Origin of the sequence: Weissella paramesenteroides (genome assembly GCF_051903945.1) — a bacterium.
Classification (GTDB): Bacteria; Bacillota; Bacilli; order Lactobacillales; family Lactobacillaceae; genus Weissella; species Weissella paramesenteroides_A.
In genome coordinates this window covers 1,886,811-1,906,567 of record NZ_CP192268.1, presented here as the reverse complement: position 1 = coordinate 1,906,567, position 19,757 = coordinate 1,886,811, and the positions used below count along the sequence as shown (strand labels likewise).

Below are 19,757 nucleotides of genomic sequence, written 5' to 3'. Positions count from 1 at the left end.
ATATTCCTAAGAAAACAACGAGATGTGGCCCTGGTGTGTGGTAGATTACCATGGACCGGGCCTTTTATCTATCTGAAGTCAGATAATTGAAAGGCGTTACTTATGGGAGCTAATTTAAATTTAGGAAAACTAGTAGAAGAGAATGATTTGTATGCGGAACTCCTTAACGGTAAATTCGGTATTGAACTTGAGACACACCGGGTTACTCGTAAAGGACGATTGAGTCGAGCTAGTCATTCAACAGAGCTGGGATCAAGACGTATTCATCCTTATCTGCAAACTGATTACAGTGAGACACAAGCAGAATTAGTTACAGAAGCCGTTGGTTCATTTGAAGAAGCTCGTGATCGTTTATTGCAATTACAATGGGTCTTACGTAGTCATATGGGAGATGATGAGGCGGTATGGCCACTAAGTATGCCACCGGAACTAAAAAAGGATGATCTGCAATGGTTAGATGAAACTTTTGAGAGAACCTGGGTACAAGATTATCGAGATTGGTTACAGCATAAATATGGTTCGACCCATGAAATTATGACAGGATTACACCTTAATTATTCATTGTCGGATGAATTTTTGCAGCATTTATTTGATGCTAGTGACCGTACAAATTTTAAAGCGTTTAAAAATGATGTTTATTTTCATATTGCTCGTCAAATTGTTGCGCACCGTTGGCTATTCAATTATTTATTTGGTGCAACACCATTTAATTTAAATGATTCAGATTCCAGAACACCACAATTTACCAAACCGGTGCGTTCATTACGCACAAGTGAATATGGATTCGTCAATGATAAGGGTGAAGAACTGACATATGACAGCGATTACGCCAATCATCAACAACAGATCGAACAGTTGGTATCACAAGGAAAGCTATTTTCTGAGCATGAAATATACGGACCAGTCCGATTCAAGCGAAAAATTGATGATGAAAATGAGATCGAATATTTAGAAATTCGTATTTTGGACACTGATCCATTTGATATTGCTGGTATTTCCGAGAATGATTTAAACTTAATTCATTTGTTATTGATTTACTTTTTGGTAAAAGACGATGAATTAACCGAAAGTGCATTACAACATAATGAAGATTTATCAAATAGGATCTCATTACAGCAACCGACAGAAACTTTGATCAATAAACAAGATGCATTAGCAATCATGCAAGATATTTCGCAATTAGCTGATCATTTTGGGATGCGTTTTAATGATGGCTTATCATTAATTACTGACCGCGTGTTAACGCCGTCTAAAACATCAGCTGCTAAAATGATTGTGGCGGCATCTGATGCGACTGAAATGCAATTATGGGCAACAAAGCTCGGTAACGAACGCACTGATTATTTTAAAACACATGAAAAAGAACTATTCGATACCTACTTTGGTAAGGGACCGCTTGCTCAGGTGATTCGTGATGCGATTGTAGCTGGGGTACGTGTACGGCAGTGGGATTCAAACCAGGTGTTGTTGCAGTTTGACAACCATGCAGAAGTCGTGACAGAACCAACAAATTTGAATGAATTGTTTCCAGAGTTGAATATTTACTAACTTTAAATAAGTGGTACAATGACAGTTAGTTATTAAACAACTTGGAGGATTTTGATAGTGAGAAAACAACATCCATTTGATTTTGAAAAATGGGATAAGTATCTAGCTGAAGCTGAGAATGTATCAGTCGATTGGGTAGCTGGTGATCATATGACAACGTATCCAAATTACGATAAGCGGATGGTAGCTTTAGCACAAGCTTTTGAGTGGTCCGACTTTTACGATCAGAATTTTGATCGTACCTTACATAAGAAAGCGCACGATCAATTATTAGAAGAAAATGTTGATTTAATTGCCCGAACCAGCCATGATTTTTATGAATTACGTGCAGTAACATCAGTTGTGATCCATGGTGAGGTTCGCTTAGAAGGTCTATGGGCCGCAATGCTAGAAAAAGGGATTTTGCGTCGTTTATTACAGAGATTACAATCACAAACACCAGATGATTTTCCTGGTCCTAATTATTAATTAAGAATGTTCAAGGTCCTCATCTTCCAATCCAAATTGGTAGATGAGGATCCTTTTACTGTATAGTAATTATTTATGTCATGAGCGCTTATTTTTTTCGAAATAATTAAAGATAAATTTAATTCTGGTTTTGAAAAATTTGAAAATTCTTATATACTAGTTAATATGTCTGTGTGAGATTCAGCAGAGAAGTATGGATTATTTAATAAAAAAGGAAGTGTGAAAATGTCACAACAAAAAGGTTCCCCACAGAAACTTGAAAGAGGTTTAACTGGCCGTCATGTTGAGATGATTGCCTTAGGAGGAACAATTGGTACCGGACTGTTCTTAGGAGCAGGTCGATCCATCAGTGCTGCAGGGCCAGCTATTTTACTAGTGTATATTATTGTTGGCTTATTTATGTTTTGGATGATGCGGGCATTGGGTGAATTATTGCTAACTGATCCAAACCGGGCAACTTTTGTTGGTTTTATTGAAAAATACGTTGGACCTAAAGCAGGATTCATTATCGGTTGGACATATTGGATTGGCTGGATCACCATTGCTATGGCAGAATTAACAGCCGTTGGAAATTATATGAGTTTCTGGTTCCCTAATATACCTATTTGGATATGGGAATTATGTTTCTTAGCTATTTTATATGGTATTAATATTATTGCGGTTGCTGCTTTTGGTGAGACAGAGTTTTGGTTCTCAATGATCAAAATCATTGCCATACTAGCAATGATCGCCACTGGTGTGATTATGATGGTCTTGCATACAAAGACGTCATCAGGTGTTACGACGATCAGTAACTTATGGCAACATGGTTTTGTAGCTCACGGTGGTCGTCATCTATTGTCAGCATTCCAAATGGTATTCTTCGCTTTCTTAGGAATTGAGTTTGTGGGTATGACGGCTGCAGAAGCCCAGGATCCCTATAAAAATATTCCAAAAGCAATTAATTCCATTATTGTACGTATCTTGATTTTCTATGTTGGCGCGTTGATAGCAATTATGTGTATTCAACCATGGACAAACTACAGTGCAGGCAAGTCACCATTCGTTCAGGTCTTTTCTGGGATTGGTGTGACTGGAGCAGCCGGAATTATTAATTTCGTTGTCTTGACTGCGGCAGCATCGTCATTGAATAGTGCCATTTTTACGACTGGTCGCATGTTATTCTCATTATCAGAAGGTAAGGGTTACGCTGGTAAGTTAAACAGACGTTATATTCCATTTAATGCCATTAACATTTCAACAGTATTAATTGCGTTAGCAGTGGTGTTAAACTTCTTCTTCCCCAAAAATGCCTTTGATTTGGTAACGTCAATTGCATCAGCAGCCTTTGTTGTGATGTACGCTGTATTAGTGTTTGCGCATGTGAAATATCGTAGAACAGCAGATTTCAAAAATGGCCAGCAATTGTTTAAAATGCCTGGTGCACCGGTGACAAATTATTTAACGATTGCGTTCTTAATTGGTATCTTCTTGATTTTGTTATTCACGCCAGAAACAATGCCAACAACGGTTTTGGCACTTGTCTGGTTTGTCATAATGATTATCATAAGTTTGCGAATAAAGAGTAAAAAGTAGTGTATGATGAAAGGATAGTTGTGTAGGCAATTATCCTTTTTGTCTATAGTTTTAAAGGGGGTTAATATGGCAGAGAGATTCATCGATCGTGATTATCAACGCACGGTCGCAAAAACAGATTATATTAAACAACGATGGCAAGATGTGCCTTACATGGCTGGTGAACGTCATGACTTAGATATTTATTTACCAAATGAAGGTCAGGGACCATTTCCAGTGATTGTGGACGTCTTTGGTGGTGGGTTGATTTTTGGTGACAAGAGTTCACATAAACTGGAACCAGCATTGCGATTGTTGGACCAGGGTTATGCAGTTGCTAGTGTTTCGTATACCTGGATTCAGGATGCGGATTTTCCTACGCAGATTTACGAGGTCAAAGCTGCTATTCGCTTCTTGCGGGCACATGCTGGCGAGTATCAATTAGATATGAATCATGTTGCTTTAATGGGAGAATCTTCAGGAGCCCATCTAGCATTATTGTCTGGTGTTACAGCCTCGGTAAATGCCATGTCAAACCATGAATTTGGGGATGATGCTGATCAATCTGAAAAGGTAAACGCAATTATTGCCTTATATGGCCCTTATGAATTTGATAAATTTTCAGATCAATTTGAGGAAAGTGGTGTGATACCTAAATACCCAGAGACCGGAACGGCAGAGTCTTTTGAAGGCCAAATGTTTAAGCAACAAGCACCAAAAGATGTGCCAGATAAAGTTGAAGAATACAATCCAGTCACTTATTTTAATCCAGCAATGCCACCGATACTAGCATTTGCGGGGACGGCGGATTTTGTTGTACCATATCAACAGACGGTAAATATGATAACCGCTGCTCGTAAGGTCGTTAGCGATGATCGAGCAGAAATCCATATTGTTGATGGCACAGGTCATGGACCGGATGCGTATATGACGCCTGAGAACACAGAAATTAAGGCTGATTTTTTAAAAAAATGGCTATAAATTGAGGTTATAAAATGATAGGCGCTTTTGGTAAAACTTTTTTTCGAGCAACGCCACAGCAATTGTTTATGCAATTAATGATTGATATTTTGTGGTACGTAATTTTTAAGCCAACTGATACATTTTCATTGTGGCTATATATTCTTATCTTGCCAGGATTTGATTTAGTTTCAGCGATAGGCAGTTTTTGGAATTACGTTAAGGATAATAAATCTGAAAAAAATAAATAATGTTCCACGTGGAACATTTCACAATAAAGCAGATGACTCTTTTAAGGGTGATCTGCTTTTTTAACGTTAAATAATAAAAAACGAACGGTTAATATTTTTTTTAACGAGGTAGTTAAAGCGTTTTAGGATATATGTAGGAAGGAGGTCGGTTGGTTTGTCATGAAATAATGACTATTTTATAAAAAATCACAGCTACATAAAACTAAAAAAATCTTTCATTCAGAATTGGAATTATTTGTATTGGACTTTTTTCCCTTAAAGAAGTCTTTTTATGTAGCTAGACATTTAGTGAAATTCGCTCTTTCTACGGATAGAAGTTGAGAGGATAGATAAGCGTTATACATACCTAAAAAATAAGTTTAATTAGAAATTATATTTTAAACAAAGTAATTAGATGGAGGTCCTGTGGTGCTAGAAATAATAATATTAGAAGATCAGCATCATCAACTAACTTGGATATCTAATTTTATTAAGCGATATACAGAATTTGAAGAATTAGATACCAACATTAAGCTTGTGACGACGGATGCTCAAGAAATTAAAAACTTTGTACAAGCATGTACTGATCAAAATATTTTGTTTTTTTTAGATGTTGGATCACTAGAAAATGATCACAGTATCGTTGAATTAGGAAAATATATTAGGCATTGTTTACCATTAGCTCATCTTGTTTTTATGACTGAAAAGAACAATTTATCAACATTAATTTTAGAACAACGGTTGGTACCTTTAGACTGTATTTCAAAAATTAAGCCTGTTGATGCTATTGAAGAGGCTATTCGACAGGATATTAATGTTGCTCTTGAGTTAGTTGTCAGTCATATGAAAAGTAATCCAGAAAAATTTGTTTATAAGTTGCGGGCACGCTACTATGATATTCCGATGTCAGAAGTGCTTTATATTGCATCCAAGCCTAATCAAGTTAATCGAGTTGTACTATACGCAAAAAATATCATTGTTGAGATTAACGATTCATTATCAAGTATCGAGAAACGCCATAAAAATTTGTTTCGATCACATAAAGGTTTTGTTATTAATTTAATGTCAGTTAATTATTTTGATATTCGTTTGAATCGTGTCTATTTTGATACCGAAAATCAAATATGGTGTCCGTTATCTGTTCGAAAAAAACAAAATTTCAAGAAGATTTGGCAACAAACAAATAGTCTAAATTAACGGTCAATACAAAAAATGCAACGTTCAATTATAGTTCATCTAATTATTCAAATAATGGGTACCATTATTTATAGAAAAGGAGGTGAGTACTAATATATCGGTCAATTTTTGATATATTAAAAATTGTCATGTTGTTTTCAAAAAAATATCGACGACTGTTACCCTTACATTTATTGTTATTAATCACAAGTGTTCAAGTAGGTGAGTTAATAAAAAGCAATAATTTTGTGTTAGAAGAAACTCTACAAACGTACATTTCATTAGCCATTGTTATTTATTTAGAGGTTCAAGTTTATTTTCAAATAAAAAGGGAAATTAACTGATTTAATGAAAAAATATACTTATCAGTATTTTTCAAATTTCGATAAATTTAGTGATTAAAATTTTTTAAACCTGGCAGTTAACATTTTTAATGATTAAATTTGATTAATAATATTGTAAGTATAGACTAACCATGAATGCTAATGAGAAAGTTAATAGTTTAATTTACTTAATATTGGAGGAAAAATGGCAAATACGTATCAAGAATTAACGTTAAACGAGATGATGATTGTAGTTGGTGGTAAGAAGAAAAATATGGCAAAGTGCTACCCTGGTACTTTCGGACACGCTCTAGTAGGTTCTATGGGTGGACCAATAGGATATTGAGGTGGCGCATTAATTGGATATGCTAAATATTGCCATTAACATATAAATATTTCAAACAAGAGGTTGGAACAACAGAAAATGTTCCAACTTTTTTTGCTAAAAATATCTTAATTAAAAGCATGTCAGTTTGATAGCATAAACGCATTTCAAAAGTCTGAAACCTCAATGTAACGGAATTTACGCCATTCCTGTTACGGCCAAAAATAGCGCAAAGCACATTATACACCGGCTTCAAAACGACTTTTGTCTTGCTTTACTGTTTTGCGTAAATTAATAGAAAATAATTTGTGAAAAAATTAACAAAACAGGAACATTGTGCTAGACTATAGTTGTTTCGAATAATACTATTGGAGGAATTAGTGATGACAAAGAAAGTTGCAATGGTTACTGGTGGGGCACAAGGTATTGGTGAAGCAATTGTTCGTCGCCTAAGTGCAGACGGATTTGCAGTTGCAGTTGCTGATTTGAATGAAGCTAAAAGTAAAGAAGTCGCAACTGATATTGAAAAGAATGGTGGTACTGCAATTGCAGTCAAGCTAGATGTTTCTGATCGCGAAGGATTCTTTGCAGCTGTTAAAGAAGTGGCTGAAAAATTAGGTGGCTTTGATGTCTTAGTTAATAATGCTGGCCTTGGTCCTACGACACCAATTGATACAATTACTCCTGAATTATTTGATAAGGTTTATCATATCAATGTTGCTGGTGATATTTGGGGTATTCAAGCAGCTGTTGAACAATTTAAGAAGAATGGTAACGGTGGAAAGATTATCAATGCAACCTCACAAGCTGGTGTCGTTGGTAATCCAAACCTTGCTTTGTATAGTAGTACAAAGTTCGCTGTACGTGGTCTAACACAAGTTGCTGCCCGTGATTTAGCTGAGCAAAACATCACAGTTAATGCATATGCACCTGGTATTGTTAAGACACCAATGATGTTTGATATTGCTCATGAGGTTGGTAAGAATGCTGGTAAGGATGATGAGTGGGGTATGCAGACCTTCGCAAAGGATATTGCATTAAAGCGTCTATCAGAACCAGAAGATGTTGCTGCGGCAGTAGCCTTTCTAGCTGGACCAGATTCAAATTACATTACTGGGCAGACTATCGAAGTCGATGGTGGTATGCAATTCCATTAATTAACTAAAAATAATTAACTTTTAAACTGATGATAAATCTTTATATGGATTTGTTATCAGTTTTTATTTTGTGGCAAATAGCATAAAAATATAATGACCTAGTATTTGCTATCTACATCAAACATTGCGATACTGGATATAGATTTCGTGAAGGAGGAAGTACGCATGCGACAAATTCTTGTTGATGTTCACCGCCTGACAAAAAAATTTCAGATTGACCAACTACAAACCTTTTTTAAACGGGGAAATCTGAAAATGGTTGGACCAACAATTACTTATTATGCCTTGCTATCGATGGTTCCTATTTTGATGAGTGTTGGGGCAGTTGCTAGTTTAGCGGGCATGAATGCAAGTGAATTGATTACACTACTTTCAGAGCAACTTCCTAGCAATATTATGTCAATTTTAGCGCCGATTATTCAATCGGTATTAAAAGGTGGCGTGGGAATTCTGTCATTTTCAATTTTGACAACAATTTGGGCAGCCAGTTCAGTATTAGCAATTATTCGTAAATCATTTAATGCTGTATATGATGTGCCTGAACGGGTTAGTGGCTTATTGACTCGTGTTTTTAGTTTTCTGTGGTTGATGGTTATTTTGATATCAGCGGTTGTGGTAATGCTTGTTAGTGCGATTTTGCCAGCAATTATTGCAGCAATCCCAGGTATTGGTTGGTTAGAATTTATCACTAAGCAACGTTGGATTATTACTTTAGCAGGACTTTGGATTATGATGTGCGTATTCAATGCAGCTTTACCAGCGAAACGCATCGCTTTAAAACCTTTGATTATTGGATCTGGTGTTGAAGTTATTTTGATGATTATTTTAAACTACTCATTTGGGTGGTATGCCAAATTTACTGTAAAAAATGTTGGTTTTTATCAATCGTTAGGATCGTTGCTTGTGCTAATTGTCTATTTAAATTTAATTGGGACAATTATGGTGATTGGGCAGATTTTGATTGCCTGGTTAGAGGGACTTTTTGCCACTAGTCTTAACCCTAAAGAACCTATACCAATAGCTGCTAAGCGGCCTGCAGCTAGACGACGGCCAGCGTTTAATTTCAAAAAAATCACAAGTAGAGATCGCCACAGAAAAAGGCGCCGTTAAAGGGAAAATTGTGATTATTTAAACATAAATGAAATAACTTTGTGAAATTATTTAAGCCCATTTTTTGTTAATTAGCGTTATAATGATGGCGTAGCGACCAATATTAATAATTGTCATTTACACTAAGGGGGATATTATGACGTACAAGACAACATATCCATATACTGGGGAAGTTTTACAGGAATATGCTAACGCAACTGAAGAAGATTTAGAGAAAGCACTGACAACTGGACATGCATTATACAAAACATGGCGTGGGACACCTGTTAGTGAACGTGCTGCAAGTTTGCAGAAAATTGCTGATGCAATTGTGGCTCATAAAGAGGAATTAGCTAAGGCAATGACATACGACATGGGAAAGTTATTAACTGAAGCTGAAGGTGAAGTTGATTTGTGTGCAAACATTGTTTCTTATTATGCACAAAAGGGTGAAGAATTCATGGCCGATACGCCACTAGAGTCACCTGCAGGCAATGCTCACTATGTGAAGCAGTCAACTGGGGTGATTGTTGCAGTGGAACCATGGAATTTCCCATTGTACCAAGTTGTGCGTGTCTTTGCGCCCAACTTTATTGTTGGTAATCCAATTATTTTGAAGCATGCTTCAATTTGTCCAAAGTCAGCGCAGTTGTTCGCAGACTTAGTGATTGAAGCGGGAGCGCCAGAAGGAGCTTTGACAAATCTATTTATTGATTATGATTTAGTCGCTAAGGCAATTCACGATCCACGTGTTGCGGGTGTTTGTTTGACAGGTTCTGAACGTGGTGGTGCAGCTGTTGCCAAAGAAGCTGGTGAAGCGTTGAAGAAGTCGACACTGGAGCTTGGTGGTAATGATGCATTCATTATTTTAGATGATGCTGATTGGGATGAAGTTAAAGCCGTTGCACCAGGTGCTCGCTTGTATAATGCGGGTCAGGTTTGCACGTCATCAAAGCGGTTCATTGTGTTAGCTGACAAGTATGATGAGTTTATTGATATTCTGAAGGATGCCTTCTCAAAAGCTAAGGTTGGCGATCCAATGGATCCTACAACGGACGTGGCACCATTATCATCTAAGAGTGCGCAAGAGAAGTTACAGAAGCAGGTGGATACTGCTGTTGCTGGGGGAGCGACTTTAGTTTATAGTCAGGATCCAGTCGACGGGGATGGATTCTTCTTCCAGCCAACCATTTTGACAGATATTACGAAAGATAATCCGATTTATAATCAGGAAATGTTTGGTCCAGTTGCTTCAGTTTATAAGGTTAATTCTGAAGAAGAGGCCATTGCATTGGCTAATGACTCAAGTTATGGACTTGGAAACACCATTTTTTCAAGTGATATTGACCACGCACAACGTGTTGCTGAACAGATTGAGACTGGTATGTCATTTATCAACTCAGGATGGGCTTCATTACCTGAATTGCCATTCGGTGGTGTTAAGAACTCAGGGTATGGTCGAGAGTTAAGTGAGTTAGGTCTGAATGCTTTCGTTAATGAGCATTTGATTTTTGAACCAACAAAGTAAAAAGTAATATAAAAAAGCTGGTGATCTTCAAATTTTGAAGGTCATCAGCTTTTTTGGTTATTTTGTCGTAATTGCAATGGTGTCTGAGGCTTTTTGAGCAGCCCATTGTTCATCAAATTGATCAAGCAGTTCACGAACCTGAGTGGTGTTCGTAGTATCCATTAATGCAACTCGTAAATCAGAAGCATATGAAAAATGGCGTACGTAGATCTTAAAGAAACGCTTTAACTTTTGGAAATGCATTGGACCAAATTCAGCAGTAAATTGGTCGTACAAGTCTAATTGCATACGCAATAAGGTAAGGGTTTCATCCAATGTATGCTCTTTGGGTGTGATTTCAAAAGCAAAGGGGTTCTCAAAGATACCACGGCCAATCATAATACCGTTAACACCAGGATGTTGTCGAACTAGTTCTAGTCCTTCGGTACGATCTTTGATATCACCATTAATTTGCAATAGCGTATTAGGGGCGATTTCATCACGGAGTTGGATTAAGCGGTCAATGTATTCAAAGTGCGCTGGTACTTTTGACATTTCCTTACGAGTGCGCATATGAACGGTTAACAGTGGTACATCTTGTTTTAAGATAAATGGAATCCACTCTTCGAAAGTATCAATTTGATTGAAACCTAAGCGAGTTTTGACAGAAACTGCTAAACCGGCCTTTTTAGCGGCAGCGATAATTTCTTCAGCCTTATCAAAATGGCGAATCAGGTCAGAACCACCACCATTTTTAACAACGGTAGCAGCAGGACATCCCATATTAATATCAACAGCTTCATAGCCACGTTCTTTTAAGTCAAAGCACGCAGCTTCAAAATCAATGGCACGGTCACCCCATAATTGGGCAACCGGCATTTTTTCTGATTTATCAACGTGTAAACGACCTTGTACGGTAAACTTGGCCTTGGGGTGTGTGATGCTGCGTGCATTTGTAAATTCAGTGAAATAAACATCAGGGCCACCAGCTGCCGCAACGACACGACGGAAAACAGAATCCGTAACAGCTTCCATCGGAGCCATCGTGAAGAAGGGGATTGTTTCTAAGCCTGGAACATCAGGATGTTTTTGTGCGTCATCAACGACTTTTTGCCAATAAGGAGATTTTACTTGGACCATTTCAAGTTCCTTTCTCAATGAAATATGTATTTTTTGATGTGCTAATTATTTTTTAAAACCTTATCCATATTAGCGACATTTCGCATAATTTTCAAGATATTAACTTCTTAAAAGTAAATAATAGACATATTTAGGGCAAATAATATGATTTTATCAGTGTGATGGTTAATAAGGTGTATAATAATTTCGATTTGCTGTAAAAATTATTTAGGAGTTTACATGGTTATTAAAAAGAATATGGTAGCAGGAATAATTTTAACATTTCTGTTAGCCTTAGTTGCAAAACTATTATCACCATTTTTGCCAACATTAGGTGCGGAAGCATTAGCGATGTTAGCGGGGATTGTTTTAGGAAACACTGTTTTTATTAATCAGCATTGGGGTGCAGGTGTTAAATGGGCTGAAAAATATCCAATTGAAATTGGTATTGCTTGCCTTGGGTTAAATGTTACCTTGAAGAATATGGCATCGCTGGGTTGGCAAGGCGTGTTGTTTATTTTACTACAAATGGCATTGACCATCTTTTTCGTAATGTGGCTTGGTGGTCGTGTTTTTAAAGTTGCACCCGCTTCAGCAATGTTAATGGGTGCAGGGAATGCTGTTTGTGGTTCCAGTGCGATTGCATCAGTTGCACCCGTTGTTGGGGCCACCGAAGATCAGCGACGAACTTCTGTGGCCACGGTCTCACTAGCAGGTGTGGTTTTACTATTTGTTTTACCAATCCTAGGACCCGCAGTGTTACCAAACAACATGATGGTTAGTGCATTAATTGGTGGAACTGTCCAGTCAGTTGGACAAGTATCCGGAACGGCATCCCTTGTTGGGGGAAGTGTTGTCACTTATGCACCAATCTTTAAAATGTTGCGTGTGATTATGTTGTCAGTAGTTGTCATTTTTATGGCACGTCACGCTGCAAAATTATCAGCAGGAACTGGCACAGTTATTAAAACAAAGATGGGTATTCCTTGGTTTGTGACGGCATTTATTATTTTTATGTTAATCAATTCATTCGTGTCATTACCACATCTTGTGACACATACAGCGCAAAGTATTACAAGTTTTTTTGGTATTGTTAATTTAGCTGGTATTGGATTGAACTTAAAGTGGGCAACAATCAAATCATCTGGTGCTAAATTCTTGGGTTATGGACTTGTAACGATTATTTTCCAAGTCATTGTTGCGCTTGCTTTAATTTACCTATTGATGCACGTTTAATTTAATAAGATTGATTTAATAAGGAGTTGAAAATTTTCTAGCGGGTTAGAAAATTTTAACTCTTTTTATGTTGTCTAAATAGAATGAGTTAATCTATTCAATAAAAAGAATTGATTTTCAAAGATAGCATGATTACTGTTAAAATGAACTTATCTAACAGTAAATGTTTTTTGGGGGTGAGAATTAAAGTATGCTGTTCACAAATTTAAAGAATTATGTCGTATTTGACTTGGAAATGAATGGTAGTAATCAGATTATTGAGATTGGTACGATTAAAGTGACTGGATCCCAAAATATTGAAAAGTTTTCGGTCATAGTAAATAATCCACCAGTTGGTAGTGCCATGAAATCATTTAAGTACATTACGAAATCAATGGGTGGGAAAAATGGTTGGATTACATTGGATATGATTAGCCATGGTATTTCCGAAGAACGTGCATTGAGTCGGTTTATGCGATTTGTTGGTGACTATGCAATTGTGGGCCATGCCATTGTTGATGGTGATGTCCAACTGATTAAAGAGGGACTACAGCATAATAACCTTGGTAAATGGGACACACGTGGTAAGTTGTATGATACACAACAAATCCACGGGGCTATTGCAGGTAATCCCCAGGATATTTCATTAATGGATCTAGCAGAAATGTATGGCGTTGATTTAGGGGAGCAAAAACATCGAGCCTTGCCAGACGCGAAAGAAACACTGGCAATCTTTTTAGCGATGAAAAAAGCGTGGCGTTAATTATTATTCAAGTGGTACGCTTTGTTTTAATAATGTGTTGATTTTATCAGCTAATGATTTTTCTAAGTCATTAGCTGTGAGGCTATATAGGGTTCTTTTGAAATGATCGTTGATAATTGTATTGGGGAAATTATTAGGGATAACGCTTTGAGACATGATGGTTTCACCGATATCTTGCTGTACAAGAGATATAATCAACTCATTTCGATTGATTTGGATTGTTTTTTCTGGCATAATGTCATATTCTTGGAAGAATTGTTGCGTATAGTGGGCGATTCCTGATCCGGGTTCGCGAACTAACCAGGTACCTGTATGTTTACCAATGCGAACGAGTTGATCATCTGCAATTTTTTTACGGTACATTTTTTCTGGATCAATCAGGAGTGGTTTTTCAACCATGCCGATATCTAAGTTTTTTTGTTCTAATTGTTTCGCAATATAATTTGAATTACCAACGGTTACATGCCAGTCAATGGTGGGTAACTTTTTTTGTGCAAGTTTTAAAAAGTTGGCGGCAAGCATTTGGGAAACTGTTTGGGAGAATCCGATACGAATTAATTTACGATTAGGAGTTGTTAAGTGATCCAGTTGGTCTTGCGTCTCTTGCCAAATACTTCTGATTTTTAGAGCTTTTTCATATAATACATTGCCTTCAGCTGTCGGCTCGATTGTTCGATGCTGGTTACGAATGAATAATGGGTGGCCAATCATTTTTTCTAGTCGTTGTATTTGAATCGAAATGGTTGGTTGCGTTACAAAGAGTGTTTTGGCAGCTAGAGAAAAGCTTCTCGTTTCATAAACGATAATAAATGTTTCAAGATATTGATTCATATTTAGCTCCTTTTTGTATTAATTATTTTTATAACTATTATATAAATGATTAATTTTATTTATCTTAACATGAAAGTTATACTAAAAGTGAAAAGAAGTTGGAGGAGAGAGTCATGATACAGATATTAAAGAAAATTCCAATGGCACTATGTGGTTTGATTTTAGGTATGGAAGCATTGGGTAATTTATTCATTATGAATAATTTTTCGATAATTGGTAATATCGTTGGTATAGTAGGGATGTTATTGATGTTGCTAGTATTTGCAAAACTTGTGCTTGTTTTTGAGAGCGCCTACAGTGAAATACTGAATCCTGTGGCAGCAGGAACGTTACCAACATTTACAATGGCACTAATGCTGATGGCAATGTATTGGCACCGATGGGGATTTACACGTTTTGCGATGGTTTTGTGGTCTGTTGCCATTATCATTCATCTTGGCATTATGGCAGCCTTTTGTTGGCTGAACTTAATTAAGACTAAGCCACAGTTACAAGCGGTTTATCCCAGTTGGTTTGTGATGTTTGTCGGTATTGGTGTGATTCCAGTGAGTGCACCGATGTTTAATCTAACGATTGGTCAAATCTTTTTCTGGTTGGCATTAGCACTATATATCATTATTTTCCCAATTGTTATTTTCCGATTAATACGGATACGAGAAATGGTTGAAGGCGCACTACCATTATTAACGATTATGGCAGCACCTGCATCACTTTGTTTGACAGGATATTTAAACAGCTTTGGTCAAATTAATCATATTTTTGCCGTTAGCTTAGCTATTTTTGCACAATGTTTATATTTTGTAACGTTGTTTTTAATCGTAAGAATTTATATTTCGGCTAAACATTCAATGTTGAAATTTTATCCAAGCTTTGCGGCCTTTACATTTCCGCTGGTCATTTCATCAACTGCTTTGACTGTATTATCGAATCAATTAAATCTGGCTAGTGGTCTAGTGATTTTAGCAAAAATTGAATGGATCGTTGCCACAATAATGATTGTTTACGTATTGGGTCATTATCTGAAATTTCTAGTCAATTTAATGAAATTAACGAGTATATCAAATGTTGTAGTAACCAGTTCCAAAAAATAAATATATTATTCAAAAAGGGGTTGGGTTTTTGTTTTGAATTTGTTAATATAATGTTCTGCTATTTAATAATTAGTAGGTATTAAATAAGAAACGTTCTATGATTAGATAATTTAATTGTAGACGCGGAGGATACGATTATGTTGATGTACACAAGACCAGCCCAGCCAGAGGACTTTCCAGCAATTTGGGCTGCGTTTCAAGATGGCGTTGCATACTTGGGCGAGCAAGGCGCATCGCAATGGCAGGGCGAAGGTGCACCAGATAAGGCTTTATTTGAAAAAGATATCGCTAATGGCTGGGGAATTGTCCTGATTTATGATGGTCAAGTTGCTGGTTATGGCTCATTAGTACCAGGACCAGAAGCAGAGTACGAAATTCTACAAGGTGAATGGGTTGGCAATGAGCCAGAATATGTTGCTATTCACCGTGTAACGATTAATTCACACATTCGTGGGAAAGGTGTTGGTAAGACGCTGACACGAGATTTGGTTAATTTAGCTCGGGCCCGTGGTTACCGCGATATTCGTATTGATACATTCCCAGAAAATATTATTATGCAGAATGTTATTACGAAAACTGATTTCACATATCGAGGCATGGTACCATTTGAATTTGGTGATCGCTTAGGTTACCAATTATTAGTAGATTAATATATTTATGAGATTTTTTTCATAAAACAATTGACTTTACACGCAAATGAGCTTAATATCTACAGGGTAAGCTAAAAGAAAAGGAAATGTAGATATGCAAAATTATTTGTCAGTAGCACAAGCGTTTAGTTACTTTACGTATTTCGGTTAGTCATCCGAAGTCTGCGTAGAGTTGTTTGCGTTGTACATTTGGATGACGGTAAAGTATCCAAATGTGTGAAGGCAAGTAGTGACTTGTAATGCATTGTCTGCATGTACACGTATTGGATACGATATTGTTATCCAGTGCGTGTTTTTTTATTGTTTTAGAATTTTTTCAGCATTGATGGTGAATGGATTTTAGCATAATTTTCCGCGAAAGGGAGTTAGATAAATGGGAATGTGGCAGAGAATGTTTAAAAAGGAGTCGCTGGACACCTATATGCGTAGTGATGGCCATTTTGAAAAGTCATTAAATGCAAAAGATTTAATTGCTTTAGGAATTGGTGCAGTTATTGGTTCAGGAATTTTCGTGTTGCCCGGAACAGTTGCAGCAACTACGACAGGACCAGCAATTATTTTTAGTTTTATTTTGGCAGCTTTAGTATCTAGTTTGGTAGCGATGGCCTATTCTGAAATGTCAACAGCAATGCCAGTTGCTGGATCAGCTTATTCATATGGTAATGTGATTTTTGGTGAAGTCGTTGGTTGGGTATTAGGTTGGGCCTTAATTTTGGAATATATGTTAAGTGTGTCAGCTGTGTCAACAGGGTGGTCAGCTTACTTCGCTAACCTAATATCACCATTAGTTAAGATTCCGACGGCCTTATCAGGAGCATATAATCCAGCAGGTGGTACCTATATCAATATTGTGGCGGTTATCATTGTTTTGTTAATTGGATTATTGCTACGGGGTGGCTTGCGACAATCAAAGCGTGTTGAAAATGCAATGGTTTTGTTCAAAGTTATTATTATTTTGGCATTTATCATCATTGGATTTTTCTTTATCAAGAGTAGTAACTATCATCCACTAATTCCAAAACGCGTCAATGGTGCATTTGGTTGGCAAGGAATTATTACGGGGACGTCAATGGTCTTCTTTGCATTCCTTGGATTTGATGCGTTGTCATCATCAGCGGCTGAGGTGAAGAATCCAAAACGTAATATGCCAATTGGTATTATTGGTACCTTGATTATTGCAGCAGTATTGTATGGTATTATGGGGCTTGTTTTGACAGGGATGGTACATTATACAAAGTTAAATGTTGCAGATCCAGCAGCCTTTGCATTGCAACAAGTCGGCCAAAATTGGGCATCATTGATTATTACAATTGGTGCCTTAATTGGAATGGCAACGATGATGTATACAATGACCTATGCTGCATCTCGTTTGATTTATGCAGTTGGTCGTGATGGTCTATTACCAGGCGGTGTTGGTAAATTAAACAAACAAGGTAACCCTAATCGTGCGTTGACTATTGCAACGATTGTCATTGCATTGTTTAGCGGATTAGTACCATTAGATAAATTAGTTGATTTGGTTAATGTTGGGACTTTGTTGGCGTTTGTTGTTGTATCATTAGGTATCTTACCATTACGTCATCGTAAAGATGTTAATCATGATGGTTACAAGATGCCAGGTTATCCAGTAATGCCAATAATTTCAGCATTATTATCGGCATTTTTGATTACACAATTACATGTTGAGACACTAATTGCTGCAGGAATTTGGTTTGTTATTGGTATTATCCTATACACGACATATGGTGTTCGTCATTCAAGAATGAATCAATAATCGGCATATAGAAAATCTGAAACTTACAATGGTGTGATAAATTTCAGGCTAGTCAAGAAATTGAGATAAAAATTGTTAAAGGGTTGGAACAAGAGAAATCGTTCCAACCCTTTTGTGTTAAAAATGGTATAAATTATGAAATACACTAGCTTCAAAACGGCTTTTGTCTCGCTTATGTATTTTTGCTTACCCACCATAAATTATGCTGAGGGATAAATTGCTTGCCAATGATAATAGATTCATCAGTATAACCTATGACGGGGCCGGTTATCATAGGTGGAATAATACCAGTATCTGATTGTGTGCTTAATTGAACGGTAACAGTATCATTTTGGGTGTATGCTTCAAATAAAATTTGAGCAATGGATTCAGGTGTCATTTCTGGTTGACGGATGCGGTTATTCGCATCAGTTAACTGGTGGGCTACCTTGTTAACATGTTCAGTATGGTCAGATAAGTAGTAGCCTTGCCACTTTACCATGCCACGATCATGATAATCATATTTAAAAAAATTTGCGGCCTGTTTTAGTGTTGCTTCATCAATATCGTCAGCTTTGTCCATAAGCATTACCACCGTTATGTCCACCGACCAGACCAACACGATCGAGCATCGTGCCACCTGCTAAACTCGAACTTTTGAAGATGGCATCAATGCCAAATTTCTTGCGAATCACATCAATTGTCGTATCTAATTGACGTTGTTGCGTCAGGTCGTTTGGTGAAACAAAGAGATCAAGTTGCTCATCACCAGCAGGTTCTAGGCCATCAGCACTTACAGCAATGTGACGAATGACTTCACCTTGGTAATGGGCAATGAAAAGTTGATGAAGAGCCTGCGTGATTGGATAATTAAGATTTGTTGGGGTTATTGTCACTTGCGCATGAAATCCCTGACTATTAATTGGATTATGATAACCAACTCCTAAGCCAAGCGAAATTTGATGGGCTACCAAATTTTTAGAGCGTAAACGACTGGCAATTTGTTCACCAATTTCCCTAATAATTACGGCGATTTCAGTAGGGTTGTCATAATCACGTGGTAAAACTTGGCTATTGCTTAAAGAACGACTTTTGGTGTGATACTTTTTTCTAACTAAACTACGATCGATTCCCCAAGCTAGTGCATAGAGTTCACTACCAATAACACCAAATTTTTCAATCAAATGGTATGGATTATGTAAAGCTAAATCCCGCATTGAAAATATACCTAAGCGATTAAGTTTTTTAGCTGTACGTGAACCAATGTGCCAGACGTCAGATAGGTTTTCAATGGGCCATAAAAATTGTGGAATTGTTTCATAGTGCCACTCACCAATCAGGCTATGAGCGTGTTTGGCGGTTAAATCAAGTGCTAGTTTAGCCATCGTAGGATTATCACCAATGCCAACAGAGGTGTAAATCCCCGTTTTTTGTTTGACTTTTTTTTGAATGATACGAGCTATTTGTTGTAATGTTAAATTATGGCCATCGCCAAACTTTGAAATAATGTATTGATAACTATCAGTGATATCTAGAATAGATTCATCAATCGAATAAATATGAAGATCCTCATCAGCGACAAATTGACGATAGATATCATTAATTTCTTGATTTTTTTGTATATAATAATTCATTCGTGGTTCAGCAATTAATAAATCTGGATGGTAAGGAACGTCTCTTCGTCGGGTAACATTACTGATGCCAAGTACTTTTTTAGCCAATGGCGAAGCAGCAAGAACAAGGCCACCATTTGTATTTTCTTGCTGGCTCATGACAACGAGCATTGTCTGTAAGGGGTGTTTATTACGAGCAACGCATTCCACACTGGCATAGAAACTTTTGGAATCAATGACAAAAATAGCACGTCTGGGTTCGTGTTGGTAAACATCAATCATAGGTACGACCTCCCACTGTTAATTTTAACTTAATATTAGGATAAACCTAATTCCAAAAATCTGCAAGCATTGGGGTGATTAGATGTCGCTTGTAGTCGTTGTC

Annotated in this window: 19 protein-coding genes; 15 read left to right on the top strand and 4 right to left on the bottom strand. The window is 37.0% G+C overall.

Annotated elements, in window-relative coordinates:
• Positions 1-102 precede the first annotated feature (102 nt).
• The 10 genes from ACQ4QH_RS09440 (at position 103) to ACQ4QH_RS09395 (ending at position 10,358) form a co-directional block, all read left to right on the top strand.
• Positions 103-1,548, top strand: coding sequence for a glutamate--cysteine ligase (locus ACQ4QH_RS09440; protein WP_439818656.1), 1,446 nt, complete (start codon positions 103-105; stop codon positions 1,546-1,548).
• 57 nt (positions 1,549-1,605) lie between these two features.
• Complete coding sequence (locus ACQ4QH_RS09435) at positions 1,606-2,016, top strand: DUF6508 domain-containing protein (protein ID WP_439818655.1); 411 nt, start codon at positions 1,606-1,608, stop codon at positions 2,014-2,016.
• A gap of 225 nt (positions 2,017-2,241) precedes the next feature.
• The gene (locus ACQ4QH_RS09430) at positions 2,242-3,591 is read left to right on the top strand and encodes an amino acid permease (RefSeq protein WP_439818654.1); all 1,350 of its coding nucleotides are present in this window, start codon (positions 2,242-2,244) and stop codon (positions 3,589-3,591) included.
• A 66-nt stretch (positions 3,592-3,657) separates the two neighbouring features.
• Positions 3,658-4,551, top strand: a complete 894-nt coding sequence (locus ACQ4QH_RS09425; protein WP_439818653.1) for an alpha/beta hydrolase fold domain-containing protein — start codon at positions 3,658-3,660, stop codon at positions 4,549-4,551.
• A gap of 14 nt (positions 4,552-4,565) precedes the next feature.
• The gene (locus tag ACQ4QH_RS09420) at positions 4,566-4,781 is read left to right on the top strand and encodes a hypothetical protein (protein ID WP_002828161.1); all 216 of its coding nucleotides are present in this window, start codon (positions 4,566-4,568) and stop codon (positions 4,779-4,781) included.
• Positions 4,782-5,189: 408 nt separating this feature from the next.
• Positions 5,190-5,957: a LytR/AlgR family response regulator transcription factor gene (locus ACQ4QH_RS09415; RefSeq protein ID WP_439818652.1), complete on the top strand. Its 768-nt coding sequence runs from the start codon at positions 5,190-5,192 to the stop codon at positions 5,955-5,957.
• A 507-nt stretch (positions 5,958-6,464) separates the two neighbouring features.
• Entirely contained in the window at positions 6,465-6,605 is a 141-nt protein-coding gene (locus ACQ4QH_RS09410; protein WP_439818651.1) for a hypothetical protein, read from the top strand.
• A gap of 362 nt (positions 6,606-6,967) precedes the next feature.
• Positions 6,968-7,741 (top strand): (S)-acetoin forming diacetyl reductase, encoded by a 774-nt coding sequence (locus ACQ4QH_RS09405; protein WP_330155367.1) that lies wholly within the window; start codon positions 6,968-6,970, stop codon positions 7,739-7,741.
• Positions 7,742-7,906: 165 nt separating this feature from the next.
• Positions 7,907-8,851 (top strand): YihY/virulence factor BrkB family protein, encoded by a 945-nt coding sequence (locus ACQ4QH_RS09400; protein WP_439818650.1) that lies wholly within the window; start codon positions 7,907-7,909, stop codon positions 8,849-8,851.
• Between the two features lie 136 nt (positions 8,852-8,987).
• Positions 8,988-10,358 carry an NAD-dependent succinate-semialdehyde dehydrogenase gene (locus tag ACQ4QH_RS09395; protein WP_439818649.1) on the top strand — a complete coding sequence of 457 codons (1,371 nt, stop codon included), beginning with the start codon at positions 8,988-8,990 and terminating at the stop codon, positions 10,356-10,358.
• 57 nt (positions 10,359-10,415) lie between these two features.
• Here the strand turns inward: ACQ4QH_RS09395 and ACQ4QH_RS09390 are convergent, their stop codons facing one another.
• Positions 10,416-11,477, bottom strand: a complete 1,062-nt coding sequence (locus ACQ4QH_RS09390; protein WP_439818648.1) for a tRNA dihydrouridine synthase — start codon at positions 11,475-11,477, stop codon at positions 10,416-10,418.
• A gap of 219 nt (positions 11,478-11,696) precedes the next feature.
• Between ACQ4QH_RS09390 and ACQ4QH_RS09385 the strand changes: the two genes are divergently transcribed.
• Together ACQ4QH_RS09385 and ACQ4QH_RS09380 are read left to right on the top strand one after the other, a co-directional pair.
• Positions 11,697-12,692, top strand: coding sequence for a YeiH family protein (locus ACQ4QH_RS09385; protein ID WP_439818647.1), 996 nt, complete (start codon positions 11,697-11,699; stop codon positions 12,690-12,692).
• Positions 12,693-12,882: 190 nt separating this feature from the next.
• Positions 12,883-13,434, top strand: coding sequence for a 3'-5' exonuclease (locus ACQ4QH_RS09380; protein ID WP_439818646.1), 552 nt, complete (start codon positions 12,883-12,885; stop codon positions 13,432-13,434).
• A 3-nt stretch (positions 13,435-13,437) separates the two neighbouring features.
• Here the strand turns inward: ACQ4QH_RS09380 and ACQ4QH_RS09375 are convergent, their stop codons facing one another.
• Positions 13,438-14,265 (bottom strand): LysR family transcriptional regulator, encoded by an 828-nt coding sequence (locus ACQ4QH_RS09375; protein WP_439818645.1) that lies wholly within the window; start codon positions 14,263-14,265, stop codon positions 13,438-13,440.
• A 113-nt stretch (positions 14,266-14,378) separates the two neighbouring features.
• Between ACQ4QH_RS09375 and ACQ4QH_RS09370 the strand changes: the two genes are divergently transcribed.
• The 3 genes from ACQ4QH_RS09370 to ACQ4QH_RS09360 all read left to right on the top strand — a co-directional run bounded on the left by ACQ4QH_RS09370 (position 14,379) and on the right by ACQ4QH_RS09360 (position 17,780).
• The gene (locus ACQ4QH_RS09370) at positions 14,379-15,356 is read left to right on the top strand and encodes a TDT family transporter (RefSeq protein WP_439818644.1); all 978 of its coding nucleotides are present in this window, start codon (positions 14,379-14,381) and stop codon (positions 15,354-15,356) included.
• A gap of 137 nt (positions 15,357-15,493) precedes the next feature.
• Complete coding sequence (locus tag ACQ4QH_RS09365; RefSeq protein ID WP_439818643.1) at positions 15,494-16,006, top strand: GNAT family N-acetyltransferase; 513 nt, start codon at positions 15,494-15,496, stop codon at positions 16,004-16,006.
• A gap of 373 nt (positions 16,007-16,379) precedes the next feature.
• Positions 16,380-17,780, top strand: a complete 1,401-nt coding sequence (locus ACQ4QH_RS09360; protein ID WP_439818642.1) for an APC family permease — start codon at positions 16,380-16,382, stop codon at positions 17,778-17,780.
• 172 nt (positions 17,781-17,952) lie between these two features.
• Here ACQ4QH_RS09360 and ACQ4QH_RS09355 read toward each other — a convergent pair whose 3' ends face one another.
• Positions 17,953-18,342: a hypothetical protein gene (locus tag ACQ4QH_RS09355; RefSeq protein WP_439818641.1), complete on the bottom strand. Its 390-nt coding sequence runs from the start codon at positions 18,340-18,342 to the stop codon at positions 17,953-17,955.
• A complete protein-coding gene (locus tag ACQ4QH_RS09350) occupies positions 18,329-19,654 on the bottom strand; it encodes a Y-family DNA polymerase (RefSeq protein WP_439818640.1) in 1,326 nt (441 codons plus the stop codon). Before ACQ4QH_RS09350 ends, ACQ4QH_RS09355 begins: the two co-directional genes overlap by 14 nt.
• Positions 19,655-19,757 lie beyond the last annotated feature (103 nt).